Source organism: Blastococcus sp. SYSU DS0619 (genome assembly GCF_054051035.1).
Map to the genome: position 1 here is coordinate 46393 of NZ_JBJHAM010000006.1, position 14412 is coordinate 60804.

The following is a 14412-nucleotide window of genomic DNA, read 5'->3' on the forward strand; positions in this document are numbered from 1 at the left end:
CCGACCCGGGGCGGTCAGCCCCCCCGCGCGACCAGGTAGGCCCCCGCGGCCGCCCCCAGGCCGAGCACCAGCGTGGCGACGAGGTAGCCCAGTGCCCGGCCGGCCCCTCGCTCGTCCCGCAGCCGGACGACATCGACGCCGAACGTCGAGAAGGTGGTGAGGGCGCCGCAGAAACCGGCGCCCAGCAGGGCCAACACGCCCGCCGGGACGTCGGCCAGCCCGAGGAGCAGTCCCAGGACCGCGCTGCCGGCGACGTTGACCGCGAGGGTGCCCGCTGCGGGGTCACGCCCGGCCCGGCCCGCGAGCCGGGTGGCCAGCAGCCGGAGGGGCGCCCCCACCGCGGCGCCCAGCGCCACCAGGAGGGGGGTCACCGGGCCGGCCGCCCGGTCGGGCGGGCACCCGTCGGTCCCCCGGCGTCTCGGGCGGGCCGGACCACCCGTGCGCCCAGCACGACCGCCGCGACGCCCCCGACGGTGGACGCCAGCACGTATCCCGCGGCCAGCACGGGCGCGCCGCGGTCCACCAGACCGACCACCTCGACGGCGAACGTCGAGTACGTCGTGTATCCGCCCAGCGCGCCCACGCCGAGGAGCGGCCGCGCCCACGCCGGCTCGGGGGAGCGGGTGGTGAGCGCGGCCAGCAGCGCACCGAGGAGGAGGCAGCCGGTCAGGTTCACGAGCAGGGTCGCCCAGGGCCAGCCGCCGGGGGAAGGCGGCAGGACCTCGGCCAGCGCCCAGCGCGCCAGGGAGCCGAGCGCCCCGCCCAGCGCCGCCAGCAGATAGGCCATGTGACCTGGCTCTCCTCGTCGTCCCGGCGTCGGGCAGCATGCCCTCCGGGAGGGTCGCACGTCGGCGACCCGGGACAGGGGAGGACGCCGTGGGACCGCTGGAGGGAGTACGGGTCGTCGAGTTCGCCGGGCTGGGGCCCGGCCCGTTCTGCGGGATGCTGCTGGCCGACCTGGGCGCCGACGTGGTCCGCATCGACCGGACGGGCGCCCGCGGCGGCCTGCTCGGTTCCCTCGGCGCCACCTCGCTGCTCGACCGCGGCAAGCGCTCGATCGCGCTGGACCTCAAGGACCCGGCCGACGTCGAGGTGGTCCGCGCCCTCGCGCGGCGGTCGGACGTCCTGCTGGAGGGGTTCCGGCCCGGCGTCATGGAGCGGCTGGGGCTGGGCCCGGACGAACTGCTGGGTGACAACCCGGCGCTGGTCTACGGCCGGATGACCGGCTGGGGGCAGACCGGCCCGCTCGCGCACAGCGCCGGCCACGACATCGGCTACATCGCCCTCACCGGGGCGTTGGGCGCCAGCGGGCGGCCCGACGAGCGGCCGGCGCCGCCGCTGAACCTGCTGGGCGACTTCGGCGGCGGGGGAGTGTTCCTCGCCCTCGGCGCGCTCGCCGCCCTGCTGCACGCCCGCACCACCGGCCGGGGCCAGGTGGTGGACGCCGCGATCGTCGACGGGACCGCCGTCCTGACCACGATGATCCACGGCATGCTCGGCGCCGGCGTCTGGACCGACCGGCGGGGCCGCAACCTGCTCGACACGGGTGCGCCGTTCTACGACGTCTACCGCTGCGCCGACGGGCAGTTCCTCGCCGTCGGCGCCCTGGAGGAGCAGTTCTACGCCGCGCTGCTCGCCGGGCTGGAGCTGGCCGGTGACGAGGCCCTGCCCGACCGGTCCGACCCCCGCCAGTGGCCGGCGCTGCGCGAGCGGTTCACCGAGGTCTTCGCCTCCCGCACCCGCGCGCAGTGGTGGGCGGTGTTCGAGGGCACCGACGCCTGCGTCGCACCGGTCTGGTCGCTGCTCGAGGCGACCGAGGACCGGCACAACACCGAGCGCGGGGTCTTCGTCGAGGTCGACGGCGTCCGGCAGCCCGCCGTCGCCCCGCGGTTCTCGGCGACCCCCGGGGCCGTCGGGCGGGTGCCGGCGGCGGGGGAGCACACCGACGAGATCCGCGCCGAGCTGGGCCTCTGACCGCCGTCCTGGCTCACCGTCAGGGGTCCTGGCTCACCGTCCACCGTGAGCCAGGACCCCTGACGATCAGGTCACCTGATCACCAGGGGGCACCCTGCCGGGAACGTCCTCGAGCCCGCGACGGCCGGTAGGTTGGCGGCGTGGTGCGCCGGGGACCGGGCGACGGTCGGGCGTCGGTGAGCGACGCGCCACCACCCCGGGCCGGTTCCCCGGGGCGCATCGCCCGGGCGGCCACCCTGCTCGTCTCGCTCACGGCGGTCAGCCAGGTGCTCGGCTTCGTCCGGGACGCGGTGATCGCGGCGGTGTTCGGGGCGGGCGCCGTCCTCGACGCCTACCTCGTGGCGCAGGGCGTCATGAACCTCGTGCTCGCCCTGGTCGCCACCGCGCTGGCCCGCGCCGTGGTGCCCTCGGTCGCCCGGGCAGCCGCCGCCGGGGAGCAGGAGCGCGCCAACCGGACGGTGCAGACCGTGCTCACCCTCACCGCCCTGGTGCTCACCGTCGGGTCGGTGGCGGTCTTCGTGGCGGCGGAAGAGGTCGTCGGGGTGCTCGCCCCCGGCTTCGACGACTCGACGGCAGACCTCGCCGTGCAGCTCACCCGCATCATCCTGGTGGCCGCGCTGTTCGTCGCGGGCACCGACATCCTGGCGGCCGCCTGCCAGGCGCACGGCCGCTTCTTCGCCTCCGGCCTGCAGGGCGTGCCCTTCAACCTGGTGATGATCGCCGCCGCGGCCTGGGCCGGCCCGCGCTTCGGCGCCGAATCGCTGGCCGTCGGCTTCGTCGTCGGCTCGGCCGCCCGCCTGCTCGTGCAGCTCCCCGCCGTCCGGCGCGCCCGCATCCGGCTCCGGCCGCGGCTGTCCCTGCGGGACCCGGATGTGCGCGAGGTGCTCCGGCTGACGCCCCCGCTCCTCGTGGGCAGCGCGGTGCTCAACGTCAACACCCTCGTGGACCGGGCGGTCGGCTCGAGCCAGGGAGAGGGGGTCATCACCTCGCTCAGCCTGGGCTTCCGGGTGGTCAACCTGGTGGACTCGCTGCTGGTCGTGACCGTGGTGGCCGCGCTCTACCCGGCGTTCAGCGAGGCCGGCACCCCGGAGCGACGGGCCGAGCTGCGCCGGCTCGTCGACCGCGCGGTGCGGGTGATGGTGACGCTGCTGATGCCCGTCGTGGCCGTGCTCGTCGTGCTGGCGCGCCCCGTGGTCCAGCTGCTCTTCGGCCGCGGGGAGTTCGACGCGGCCGCGGTGACGGCCACCGCCACCGCCGTCGCCTTCTACGCCGCAGCCGTGCTCGGTGTCGCCGTCCGGTCGCTGGTCTCCCGCGCGTTCCTCGCCGTGGGCGACGGCCGGGCCCCCACGCTCGTCGCCGTCCTCGTGATGGTAGTGAACGTGGCAGGGGACCTCACGCTCGGCGTGGCGTTCGGCATCCCCGGCCTCGCCGGGTCGACGAGCCTGTCCCTGGTGCTGGGGGCCGTGCTGGCGGTCGTCCTCCTCGCCCGCCGGCACGCCGCCGTCGGCCTGGGCGGGCTCGCTGCGACGACCGGCCGGACCGCGGCCGCCGCCCTGCTGGGCGGCCTGGCCGGTGCGGCGCTCGTCGCCCAGCTGCCCGCGGACGGGTCGGCCGCCACGGCCCTCCTGCAGCTGGCGGCCGGCGGCACCGCCGTGGCCGCGGTCTACCTCCTGGTCCTCGTGTGCCTGCGCGGACCGGAGCCGTCGGACGTGTCCTCGCTGGTGACCGGGCTGGCCGGCCGACGCCGGTCCTGAGCCACCGGGACGCCCGGGACGGCGCACCCGCGAAGGTGAAAAGCGGATGAGGTTGCTCTCATGCAACTGGGGTGTGCGCCCGCTGATCAATAGTGTGCGACCGATGACCAGGACCAAGAAGGCGCTCGTGGTGACCGCGTCACGTGACCGTGGCTCGCTCACCGCCGTGCGGGCGCTGCACCGGGCCGGCTGGTCGGTCGGGGTCGGCACCCCCACCGGGACGGGCATGGTCACCTCGGCCCGGGGCTGCGTGCGCCGGCACGTCGTCCCCCGCCCGCGCGGCGATGCCGCCGACTTCGTCACGGCGGTCGCCCGAGCCGCCGACGACGAGGGCTACGACATCGTCTTCGGGGGAGGGGACGACTGGGCCGCCGCGCTGGCCACCTACGCCGACCGCATCCCGACCGCGGTGGCGCACCCGCACGCCGACGTCGTCCTCGGGGGCCTGGACAAGGTCGGGCTGGCCGACCGCGCCGCGGCCGCGGGCCTGCCCTCGCCCCGCACGGAGGTCGCGACGCCGGCTGCCCTCGACGCGTGGACCGGACCGGTCGTCGTCAAGTGCCGGACGCACTGGCACCCCGGCCAGCGGCACGAGCTGCGCATCGAGGCCCGCCGCTACGCGGACGTGGCCGAGGCCCGCGACCGGGTCCGCCTGCTGTCGGACTCGGGTTTCGAGCCGGTGCTCCAGGAGCCGGTCGACGGCGTGCTCGAATCCCTCGTCGGGCTGTTCGACGGGCGGCTGACCGGCCGGGTGCAGCAGGTCTCCACCGCCCTCTGGCCGACGCCGAGCGGGGTCACCTGCCGCGCGGTCACCGTGCCCGTCGACGAGGAGCTGGCCGATCGGCGACCGCGCTGCTCGCCGGCCTCGGCTGGTCCGGCCTGGTGCAGCTGCAGTTCCTCCGGGACCGCGCGGGCACGCGGCACCTCATCGACCTCAACGGCCGGTTCTTCGGCTCCATGGCGCTCGCGGTCGCGGCCGGCCCCAACCTGCCCGACGCCTGGGGCCGCCGCGTCCTCGGCGAGCCGGCGACCAGCCTTTCCGACGGCGCGACCGGGGTCCGGTTCGCCTGGGCGGCCGGCGACCTGCGCCGCGCCGCGGTCGAGCGGCGCGGCGGTCTGGTCCGCGACCTCGGGGGAGTGCTGCGCTGGCTCCCGGGCTCGACGGGCAGCGTCTGGGACGTGCGCGACCCCGGCCCCGCGCTCACGCTCCTGCGGGAGCGGCCGCTCGTGCGCCGGGGGAGTGCGCTCCTGCGACGCCGGTGAGCCGCGCCGGCCCGCCGCCGGGGCGCCCGGTGGCCGGCCGGGCCCTCAGCGCCGGCGGGTCTCCGGGAAGAGCAGGTCGACGAAGCGCCCCGCGGTGGGCTGCGGCTCGTGGTTGGCCAGCCCGGGCCGCTCGTTCGCCTCGATGAACACGTAGTCGGGGCCGCTGACGTCGGGGACCAGGAAGTCGATGCCGGTCACCGGGATGCCGAGGGACTCCGCCGCCCGGACCGCCGCCTCCGCGATGGTCGGGTGCAGCTGGTCGGTGACGTCCTGGATGGTCCCGCCGGTGTGCAGGTTCGCCGTCCGCCGGACCTGGATCCGCTCGCCGTGCGGCGGGACGTCGTCCATGGCGTAGCCGGACTCGGCGACCACCTCGGCGGTCGTGTCGTCCAGCGGGATCCGCGACTCGCCGCCGGTGGCCCGCTCCCGCCGTCGGCTGGTGGAGCGCACCAGGTCGGTGACGGCGTGCCGGCCGTCGCCCACCACCTCGGCCGGACGGCGCACCGCGGCGGCGACCACCTGCCGGTCGATGACGACGACCCGCAGGTCCTCGCCGTCGACCCGTTCCTCGACCAGCACGTCGGGGCAGAACTGCAGCGCGACGGCGACGGCCCGCTCCAGGGCGGCCTCGTCGGTCACGCCGACCGTGATGCCCCGGCCCTGCTCGCCCCGCGCGGGCTTGACCACGACGTCGCCGACGCCGCGGAGGAGCGTCCTGGCCTCGTCGAGGTCTCCCTCGCAGGCCAGCGCGCCCTGCGCCACCCGGACCCCGGCCCGCCGCATGATCCGCCGGGTCACCCGCTTGTCGTCGCAGCGGCTCAGCGCCACGGCGGTGGTGAACTCCGAGAGCGACTCCCGGGTCAGCACGGAGCGGCCGCCCAGCGTCAGCCGCATCTCGCCCCACTCGGCGTCGGTGATCTCGACCCGGATCCCGCGCCGGAGCGCCTCCTCGGCGATGATCAGCGCGTAGGGGTTGAGCCGCTCCAGGCCCGGCGGCCGGGCGGCGAACAGCGGCGTGTTGATCGGGTTCTTCCGCTTCACGCACACGGCGGCGACCCGGGTGAAGCCCAGCTTGCGGTAGAGCGTGATCGCCGCGGTGTTGTCGTGCATCACCGAGAGGTCGAGGTAGGCCCGGCCGCGCGCGACGTACCGCTCGGCCAGCACCCGGACCAGCGCCTCACCGGTTCCGGGCGGGGCGTCCTGCTTGTCGGCCACCAGGCACCACAGGCTGGTGCCGCCCTCCGGGTCGCCGAAGGCCAGCACGTGGTCGACGCCGGTCACCGTGCCGACGATCTTCTTGGTGCGGGTGTCCTCGGCCACGAGGTAGGTGAACGTGCGGGTCCGGTGGTTGGCCCACATCGTCGCCGGCTCGGCGGGGACCATGCCGTTGCGCGCGTAGAGCTCGTTGATCTCGACCATCTCCGCCTCGGAGGTCACCGTGCGCACGAAGACGCCGCGGATCACCTCCGGCCGGGGGCGGTAGCGGTGCAGGTCGAGCCGGTAGGTCAGCGACGGATCGATGAACAGCTCGTCGGGCGCCATCCCGACCAGCACCTGCGGGTCGCGCGGGTAGACGCAGATGTCCCGCCGCCCCGTCTCCTCGGCCCGCAGCACGTCGACGATGCCGCGCAGGTCCCGGAAGGTCTGGCCGAAGGCCAGCTGTCCCCAGCCGAGGTCGAGGACGACGTCCTCGGCCATGCCCTCGATCTCGTGGGCCGTGGGCTCGTGCCAGGACCGACTGGTCAGCTCGGGGGTCGAGGGCACCGCCGTGCGGCGGCGGTGCCCGGCCAGCCGTGCCATCGTCGCTGTCCCCTCAGACCGCGTGCGTCTGGAGCCAGAGCTCGAGCAGGCCCAGCTGCCAGAGCTTGTTCCCGCGCAACGGGGTGAGCTCGCCGTTGGGGTCGGCGAGGAGCTCACGGACGTACTCGGGGCGGAACAGGCCCCGGTCCCGGGCGGCGTCGCTGGAGAGCGCGTCCTTGACCAGGTCGAGCACCTTGCCCTGCAGGTGGGTGATCGCCGGCACCGGGAAGTAGCCCTTGGGCCGGTCGATGACCTCCGGCGGGATGATCCGGCGGCCGATGGCCTTCAGGATGCCCTTGCCGCCGTCGGCCAGCTTCAGCTCGGGCGGGCACATCGCCGCCAGCTCCACCAGGTCGTGGTCGAGGAACGGCACGCGGGCCTCCAGGCCCCAGGCCATGGACATGTTGTCCACCCGCTTCACCGGGTCGTCGACCAGCATGACCTCGCTGTCCAGGCGCAGCGCGGCGTCGACCGCCGTCTGCGCACCGGGGGCGGACATGTGGGCGCGGACGAAGGCCAGGCTCGGGTCCTCGTCCAGGGCGTAGCGGCCGGAGACGACGTGCCGCATCTGGGCGTGGTCCCGGTCGAAGAACGCCTGCGCGTAGGTCCGCACCGCCTCCTCGCGCCCGACGCCGGCCAGCGGTGGGTACCAGTGGTAGCCGGCGAACACCTCGTCGGCGCCCTGGCCCGACTGCACCACCCTGATCGACTGGCTGACCCGCTCGCTGAGCAGGTCGAAGGCGACGACGTCGTGGCTGACCATGGGCTCGGCCATCGCGCCGATGGCGTGACCCAGCGCGCCGGCCAGCTCGTCGGAGCCGACGCGGATGCGGTGGTGGTCGGTGGCGAAGCGCTCGGCGATGACGTCGGAGTAGGCGAACTCGTCGCCCTCGCGGCCGCCGACGGACTCGAAGCCGATCGAGTAGGTGGCCAGCCCGGTCTGCCCCTCCTGGGCGAGCAGGCCGACGATCAGGCTCGAGTCGAGGCCGCCGGAGAGCAGCACCCCGACCGGGATGTCGGCGACCAGGCGACGGCGGACGGCGACCCGCAGCGCCTCCTCGATCGCGTCCTCCCAGTCGCGGGCCGACCAGCCGGCGTGCTCGGGCCGCCGCTCGTAGCGCGCCTCCCAGTACCGGTGCTCGGTGCTCGTGCCGTCGGCCTCGATGACCCGGACGGTGGCCGGCGGGAGCTTGCGGACGCCGTTGAGGATCGTCCGCGGGGCCGGGACGACGGCGTGCCAGGTCAGGTAGTGGTGCAGGGCGACGGAGTCCACGGACGTGTCGACGTCACCGCCGCGCAGCAGCGCCGGCAGCGTGGACGCGAAGCGCAGCCGCTTGCCCGGGGTCTCGGAGAGGTAGAGCGGCTTGATGCCCAGCCGGTCGCGGGCCATGACCACGCGGCCGGTGTCCCGCTCGGCGATGACGAAGGCGAACATGCCGTGCAGGCGGGAGACGACGTCGGTGCCCCAGTGGTGGTAGCCCTTGAGGATCACCTCGGTGTCGCTGTGCGAGAAGAAGCGGTAGCCGTGCCCCTCCAGCTCGGCCCGCAGCTCCTGGTAGTCGTAGATGCAGCCGTTGAAGACCGCCGTCAGGCCCAGCTCGTTGTCCACCATCGGCTGGGAGCCGCAGGTGGAGAGGTCGATGACCGAGAGCCGGCGGTGCCCGAAGGCGACCCGCCCGTTGCTCCAGGATCCCTGCCCGTCCGGGCCACGGGGGACCAGGGCCTCGACCATGCGGGCGACCGCGGTCGTGTCGGCCGTGGTCCCGTCGAACGTGATCTCGCCGCAGAGGCCGCACATACGAGATGATCTAACCCTTGTCGGGCCACGCCCGCGACGCGGGGTCCCTCCGATCGGGGGAGGCGTGGCACAGCTCACGCCCCGGGGCACCGTTCCACGTGGAACGTGCCACGCGTTCCCGCAGGCCGCGGCCGTGGACGGGCCGCAGGCAGGCGTGAACGGCCGGCCGCCGAGCCGCTCAGCCGTAGTAGAGGGCGACCGGCTTGCCGTCGATCTCACGCACGTCGACGGTGGTGTCGTAGACGGCGGCGAGCACCTCGGGGCGCATGATCTCCCGGGCGGAGGCGTCCGCCACGACGATCCCGTCGCGCATCGCGACGATGCGGTCGGCGTAGGTCGCGGCGAAGTTGATGTCGTGCAGCACGGTGACCACCCGCTTGCCGAGGTCGTCGGCCATCCTGCGGACCAGCCGCATGATCTCGGTCATGTGCCGCAGGTCCAGGTTGTTGAGCGGCTCGTCGAGCAGCACGTACTTGGTGTCCTGCGCGAGCACCATCGCGATGAACGCCCGCTGGCGCTGCCCTCCGGAGAGCTCGTCGAGGAAGCGGTCCCGGTAGAGCTGGAGGTCGAGGTAGTCGATCGCGCTCTCGATGTGCTCGCGGTCGTGCACGGTCAGCCGCCCGCGGGAGTGCGGGAAGCGGCCGAACTCCACGAGGTCGTGCACGGTGAGGCGCGCCGCGACGTGGTTGTCCTGGCGCAGCACGGCGAGGTTCTTGGCGAGCTCGTGCGACGGCGTCGTCGCGACGTCCATCCCGTCCACCGTGATGCTGCCGGCGTCCGGCTGCAGCAGGCGGCCGACGAGGCCGAACAGCGTGGACTTGCCGGCCCCGTTGGGGCCGATGAGCGCCGTCACCCCTTCCCCGCCGAGCGCGAGCGTGACGTCGTCGACCACCGTCTGCCCGTCGTAGCGCTTGGTGACGTTCTCGAGCGCGATCACCGCGCCCCCTTCCGCAGCACGAGGTGGATCGGAGGCGGGGCGCCACCGTTGAGCGCGATCACCGCGCCCCCTTCCGCAGCACGAGATAGAGGAAGAAGAGGCCGCCGGCGAAGTCGATGACCGTGGACAGGGTGCCGCCGAAGCCGAACAGCCGCTCGAGGACCAGCTGACCGCCGAGCAGGCAGATGACGCCGATCAGCACCGCGGTGGGCAGCGTCCACACGTGGCGGAAGGACCCCGCGTAGCTGTAGGCCAGGTTCGCGACGATGAGACCGAAGAACAGGATGGGGCCGACCAGCGCCGTCGACGCGGCGATCATCACCGAGACGCCCAGGAAGAGCACCATCACCACCCGCCGGTGGTCCACGCCCAGGCCCACGGCGGCCGGCTCGCCCAGCGTCAGGACGTCGAGGGTGCGCAGGAGCGGCACGACCACCGCGCACCCGAGGACGACGAGGCCGGTGGTGAGCAGCAGCAGCATCTCGTCGGGCCGGGTGAGGGACGCGAACATCGCATCGGAGAGCACCTGGAAGTCCAGCGGGTCGAGCATCCGCTGCATCCACTCGGTGAAGGCGCGGAAGAACGTGCCGAGCACGATGCCGACCAGCAGCATGAGGTGGATCGACCGCCGCTTGCCGCCGAACAACCAGGTGAACAGCAGCACGCTGAAGGCCACCATCACCACGACCTGGACGAGCCACAGGACGAGCTGGTCGAAGCCGAGGAACCCGGCCGACCCGGCGAAGAACACGATGACGGTGGAGATCAGCACGTAGAACGCGTCGAAGCCCATGATCGACGGGGTGAGGATGCGGTTCTGCGTGATCGTGTGGAACACGACCGTCGACACCCCGACCGCCGTCGCGACCACCAGCATCGCGAGCACCGTGCGGCTGCGGATCTCGAGCGCGAAGGACAGCGAACCGGGGACGGCGGTGAACAGGTAGACGGCGGTCAGGACCAGGACGGCCGCGCCGAGCACGCCCAGGCGCACCAGCGGCTTCGCCCACGAGGCCCCGAGCCGCGTGCGGTGCAGCCCGGCCTCGGGCAGGGCGCCGGACTCCGTGGGCACCGGGTCAGTGAGCACGGCTCCTCCTCCGCAGCAGCAGCCAGAGGAACAGCGCCGCACCGACGATGCCGACGATGACCCCCAGCGGGATCTCGTAGGGGAACCGCACGACCCGGGCGACCAGGTCGCAGGCGAGGACGAACACGGCTCCGATCCCGGCGACCCACGGGATCGACCGGCGCACGTTGTCGCCGATGATGAGGCTGACGACGTTCGGTACGACGAGCCCCAGGAACGGGATCATGCCGGCCGTGACGAGCACCGCCGCCGTGATCACCGCGATGATCACCATGCCGACGGCGACGACCCGCCGGTAGTTCAGCCCCAGGTTGGTCGCGAACTCCTCACCCAGGCCGACGACGCTGAACCGGTCGGCGGCCACCCAGGCGACGACGACCATGAGCCCCGCGATCCAGAGGAACTCGTACCGGCCCTGCATGATCGTGGCGAAGCTGCCCTGCGACCACTGCCCGAGGGACTGCAGCAGGTCGAGGCGGTAGGCGAAGAAGGTCGTGACGGCGCCGACCACGCCGCCGAGCATGATGCCGACCAGCGGCACCAGCACGAGCTGGCGCACGGGTACGACCCGGACCACCCGCAGGAACACCCAGGTGCCGAAGAGGCCGAAGACCGCGGCCACGGCCATCTTCCCGACGACCGCCAGGCCCGGGAGGAAGATCATCGTGACGAGCATGCCGAGCGTCGCGAACTCGCTGACGCCGGTGGTGCCGGGCTCCACGAACTTGTTGCGCACCAGCATCTGCATGATCAGGCCGGCGATGCCCAGCGATGCGCCGGCGAGGAGCACGGCGACCGTGCGCGGGATCCGGCTGGCCACGAGCAGGAAGGCCGCGTTGCCGTCCGCGCCGCCCGTGAGGACCGAGGCGGGTGAGACGTCGGAGACGCCGACGAACAGGCTCGCGAACGCGAGGACGACCAGGAGGACGCCGACGAGCACCCCCACCCAGGTGCGGCGGGGCCGCACCGGGGCAGAGGTGCTCGTCGGGGTCCGGTCGAGCGTGGTCACGGACGTCGGGACGCCCGCTCCACCGGGAACGCGCTCGTCATCCGGCGATCTGCAGGACGTCGTCGATCATGATCTTGGTGGTCTCGATCCCGCCGAACACGACGTACCAGGCGGCCGGGTCCAGGTAGACGATCTGGTCCTCCTGGGCGGCGGTGGTCTGGGCGACGATCTCGTTGTCGAGGACCGCCGCGGCAGCCTGCGCGCCCTCGGCGTTCGTCGCGGCGTCCCGGTCGACGACCCACAGGTAGTCGGGGTTCGTCTCGAGGAGGAACTCGAAGGACACCGGCTCCCCGTGCGTGGCGGCCTGGATGTCCTCCACCACGGGCTCGACGCCGAAGGCGTCGTAGATCAGCCCGCCGCGCGCGCCGCGCCCGGTGTCGCCCTCGGCCGACGGGGCCATCGCGCTCAGCTCCCCGCCGGAGACCATCAGGCCCAGGCCGGTGCCCGCATCGGCGGTGGCGGCGCGGGCCTCCTCGATGCCCGCCTCGACCTCGGCGATCGCCTCCTCGGCCTCCTCCTCGGCGCCCAGCACCTCGCCGAGGAAGGTGGTGTTGCGCTCGAGGGTCTCGGTGTACGAGCCGCGGAGGCTGAGGTCGACGGTCGGCGCGATCTCGCTGAGGTCCTCGTACAGCGCCGACGAGCGACCGCCGATGACGATGAGGTCGGGCTGCTGCGCCTCGATCTCGACCAGGTCGGCCTCGAACAGGGTGCCCACGTTGTAGGCGTCCTCGGCGAGGTTGTCCTGGAGGTAGTCGGGCACCGAGTCGAGCGGCGCGCCCGAGACCTCGCCGCCGAGCGCGCCGATGGTGTCGAGGCTCGCCATGTCGAAGACCACGATGTTCTCGGGGTTCTTCGGGACCTCGACCGAGGTCTCCTCGAACTCGGGGTCCGCGTCCTCGGCGGCGACGTTCCGGTCCCAGGTGAAGGAGACGGTCTCGGTGTCTGCGGCGGCGGTCTCGGTTCCGGCGTCGGAACCGCCGCACGCCGAGAGGGCCAGGACCGCGGAGAGGGGGAGAGCGAGGGCCGCGAGGGGCCGGACGGCGGTGCGCATGGGACTCCGATCGATACGGGTAGGCATGCCTTACTAAGGCGGGCCTAACCTGCCACACCGGTTCGGATACGTCACCACCGGGGGGTCCCCCGGGTGCCCCCGATCCGGGGTGCGGACGGCCCGGCGGGAGGATGAGCCCCGTGCCGGCACCTGTCTTCTCCCGCGGAGGGGTGCGGTGACGGTCGTCCTCGTCGTCGCCGCCACCGTCGCCGCGGCGCTCGTGGTCGCGCTCGGGCTCGCCTCCACGGCCGCCGGCCGGCGGATCGGCGTCCTGCACCTGGCCGGGGCGGCCCTGCTCGAGACGGTGCTGGTCGTCCAGGCCGTGCTGGCCGGCGTCGCCATGGCCGGGGGCGACACCCCCGCCGACACCCCCACGTTCCTGGGCTACCTCTCCGGCGTGCTGCTCATCCCGGTCGCCGGCGTGCTGTGGGCCCGGACCGAGCGCACCCGCTGGGCCGGCACGGTGCTCGCGGTCGCGGCCGCCGCCGTCGGCGTCATGGTGTGGCGGCTGCTCCAGCTGTGGGAGGCCACCGGTGCGTGAGCGGGGCCTCGGGCGGCCGGCGGAGCCGGCGCCCGCGGACGGCACGGCCGGACCGGCGCGGGTGCTGGTGCTGGTCTACGGCATCTTCGCCCTGGCGGCCGGGGCACGGGCCGGCGTGCAGCTGGCCACGCGCTTCGACGAGGCGCCGGTGGCCTACCTGCTGTCGGCGCTCGCGGCCGTGGTCTACGTGGTCGCCACCGTCGGGCTGGCCCGCGGCGGGAGCAGCGGCCGGCGGATCGCGCTGGCCGCCATCGTGGTCGAGCTGGTCGGCGTCCTCGTCGTCGGCACGCTGTCGCTGGCTGATCCGGCGGCCTTCCCCGACGAGACCGTGTGGTCCGGCTACGGCCGGGGCTACGGCTACGTGCCGCTCGTCCTGCCGGTCCTCGGGCTGCTCCTGCTCCGGCGCCGCAGGCGGGACCCCGCAGCCGGCTGACCGGTCCCCCGGGGCGGCCTCAGAAGTCCCCGCCCCCGAAGTCGCCGAAGCCACCGCCGAAGTCCCCGCCCCCGAAGTCCCCGCCGCCGTAGTCCGCGCCGGGATCGCCCCAGCCGCCAGCGCCGTCCTCGTAGCCCGCGGCGTAGGCCTCCTCGTCGCCGCCGCCGAACAGGCCCCCGTCGCCCAGGCCGGTGTCGAACAGCGCATCGGCGACCGCGGTGCCGACCACCAGCCCGCCGATGGTGCCCAGCAGGCTGCCGCCGACCATCCCCCCGATACCCGGGCCGCCGTAGCCACCGCGTCCGTAGCCACCGCCATAGCCACCGCCGTAGCCGGCGCGGCTCCCGAACGTGCGCTCCATGAAGCCCGGCTGCCGGAGCTCGGCGCGGGTGGCCGCACGGGCGAGGGTCCGCGGGTCGTCACCGGCCGGCCGCTCACCGGCGGGTACCGCCTCGGCCAGCTGTGCCAGCACCTGCCGCCGCTGCTCGGGCGTCAGCTGCTCGAACGCCTCCGTGTGCGCCTGCTCGACCTGGTCCGGTGGTGCGGTGCGCAGCAGGTAGCGGTAGCGCTCCAGCGCCTGCTCGTCGGCCGAGCGGGGTGCCTGCCCGTAGCCCGAGCCGTAGCCCTGCCCGTAGCCCTGCCCGTAGCCCGAGCCGTAGCCGTCGCGCCGTCGGCGACCGAAGAGCCGGTCCAGCAGTCCCATGGGATCCCTCCTCGCGTAGGGGGTGCACGCACCCGCCGCAGTCGGTGCCCCGGAACCGGCTG

The 14412-nt window shown here is 74.1% G+C and carries 14 protein-coding genes; 5 read left to right on the plus strand and 9 right to left on the minus strand.

Going from position 1 to position 14412, the window contains the following annotated elements; all coding sequences use genetic code 11:
* Nucleotides 1–14: 14 nt before the first annotated feature.
* On the minus strand, nucleotides 15–371 hold the full coding sequence (locus tag ACI79T_RS10065) for a fluoride efflux transporter FluC (protein WP_456609922.1): 357 nt from the start codon (nucleotides 369–371) through the stop codon (nucleotides 15–17).
* Nucleotides 368–787: a fluoride efflux transporter CrcB gene (gene crcB / locus ACI79T_RS10070; protein WP_456609923.1), complete on the minus strand. Its 420-nt coding sequence runs from the start codon at nucleotides 785–787 to the stop codon at nucleotides 368–370. Before crcB ends, ACI79T_RS10065 begins: the two co-directional genes overlap by 4 nt.
* Nucleotides 788–876: 89 nt before the next feature.
* Here crcB and ACI79T_RS10075 point away from each other — a divergent pair, with 89 nt between their 5' ends.
* The 3 genes from ACI79T_RS10075 (at nucleotide 877) to ACI79T_RS10085 (ending at nucleotide 4991) form a co-directional block, all read left to right on the plus strand.
* Nucleotides 877–1974, plus strand: coding sequence for a CaiB/BaiF CoA transferase family protein (locus tag ACI79T_RS10075; RefSeq protein WP_456609924.1), 1098 nt, complete (start codon nucleotides 877–879; stop codon nucleotides 1972–1974).
* Nucleotides 1975–2150: 176 nt separating this feature from the next.
* Nucleotides 2151–3728, plus strand: coding sequence for a murein biosynthesis integral membrane protein MurJ (gene murJ, locus ACI79T_RS10080; RefSeq protein WP_456609925.1), 1578 nt, complete (start codon nucleotides 2151–2153; stop codon nucleotides 3726–3728).
* Nucleotides 3729–4610: 882 nt separating this feature from the next.
* The gene (locus ACI79T_RS10085; protein WP_456609926.1) at nucleotides 4611–4991 is read left to right on the plus strand and encodes a hypothetical protein; all 381 of its coding nucleotides are present in this window, start codon (nucleotides 4611–4613) and stop codon (nucleotides 4989–4991) included.
* Between the two features lie 45 nt (nucleotides 4992–5036).
* Here the strand turns inward: ACI79T_RS10085 and ngg are convergent, their stop codons facing one another.
* The 6 genes from ngg to ACI79T_RS10115 form a co-directional block, all read right to left on the minus strand.
* A complete protein-coding gene (gene ngg, locus ACI79T_RS10090; RefSeq protein WP_456609927.1) occupies nucleotides 5037–6791 on the minus strand; it encodes an N-acetylglutaminylglutamine synthetase in 1755 nt (584 codons plus the stop codon).
* Between the two features lie 13 nt (nucleotides 6792–6804).
* Nucleotides 6805–8589: an N-acetylglutaminylglutamine amidotransferase gene (locus ACI79T_RS10095; RefSeq protein WP_456609928.1), complete on the minus strand. Its 1785-nt coding sequence runs from the start codon at nucleotides 8587–8589 to the stop codon at nucleotides 6805–6807.
* A gap of 178 nt (nucleotides 8590–8767) precedes the next feature.
* Entirely contained in the window at nucleotides 8768–9526 is a 759-nt protein-coding gene (locus ACI79T_RS10100; RefSeq protein WP_456609929.1) for an iron ABC transporter ATP-binding protein, read from the minus strand.
* A gap of 58 nt (nucleotides 9527–9584) precedes the next feature.
* On the minus strand, nucleotides 9585–10613 hold the full coding sequence (locus ACI79T_RS10105) for an iron chelate uptake ABC transporter family permease subunit (protein WP_456609930.1): 1029 nt from the start codon (nucleotides 10611–10613) through the stop codon (nucleotides 9585–9587).
* Nucleotides 10603–11622, minus strand: a complete 1020-nt coding sequence (locus tag ACI79T_RS10110) for an ABC transporter permease (protein WP_456609931.1) — start codon at nucleotides 11620–11622, stop codon at nucleotides 10603–10605. The genes ACI79T_RS10105 and ACI79T_RS10110 overlap by 11 nt, the downstream gene beginning before the upstream one ends.
* Before the next feature lie 37 nt (nucleotides 11623–11659).
* Nucleotides 11660–12673, minus strand: a complete 1014-nt coding sequence (locus tag ACI79T_RS10115; RefSeq protein ID WP_456609932.1) for a siderophore ABC transporter substrate-binding protein — start codon at nucleotides 12671–12673, stop codon at nucleotides 11660–11662.
* 175 nt (nucleotides 12674–12848) lie between these two features.
* On the opposite strand from ACI79T_RS10115, the gene ACI79T_RS10120 reads away from it, so the two are divergent.
* Together ACI79T_RS10120 and ACI79T_RS10125 are read left to right on the plus strand one after the other, a co-directional pair.
* Complete coding sequence (locus tag ACI79T_RS10120) at nucleotides 12849–13214, plus strand: hypothetical protein (protein ID WP_456609933.1); 366 nt, start codon at nucleotides 12849–12851, stop codon at nucleotides 13212–13214.
* Nucleotides 13207–13647 (plus strand): hypothetical protein, encoded by a 441-nt coding sequence (locus tag ACI79T_RS10125; RefSeq protein ID WP_456609934.1) that lies wholly within the window; start codon nucleotides 13207–13209, stop codon nucleotides 13645–13647. Before ACI79T_RS10120 ends, ACI79T_RS10125 begins: the two co-directional genes overlap by 8 nt.
* Before the next feature lie 19 nt (nucleotides 13648–13666).
* On the opposite strand, the gene ACI79T_RS10130 is transcribed toward ACI79T_RS10125, so the two are convergent.
* A complete protein-coding gene (locus tag ACI79T_RS10130) occupies nucleotides 13667–14350 on the minus strand; it encodes a hypothetical protein (protein ID WP_456609935.1) in 684 nt (227 codons plus the stop codon).
* Between the last annotated feature and the right edge of the window lie 62 nt (nucleotides 14351–14412).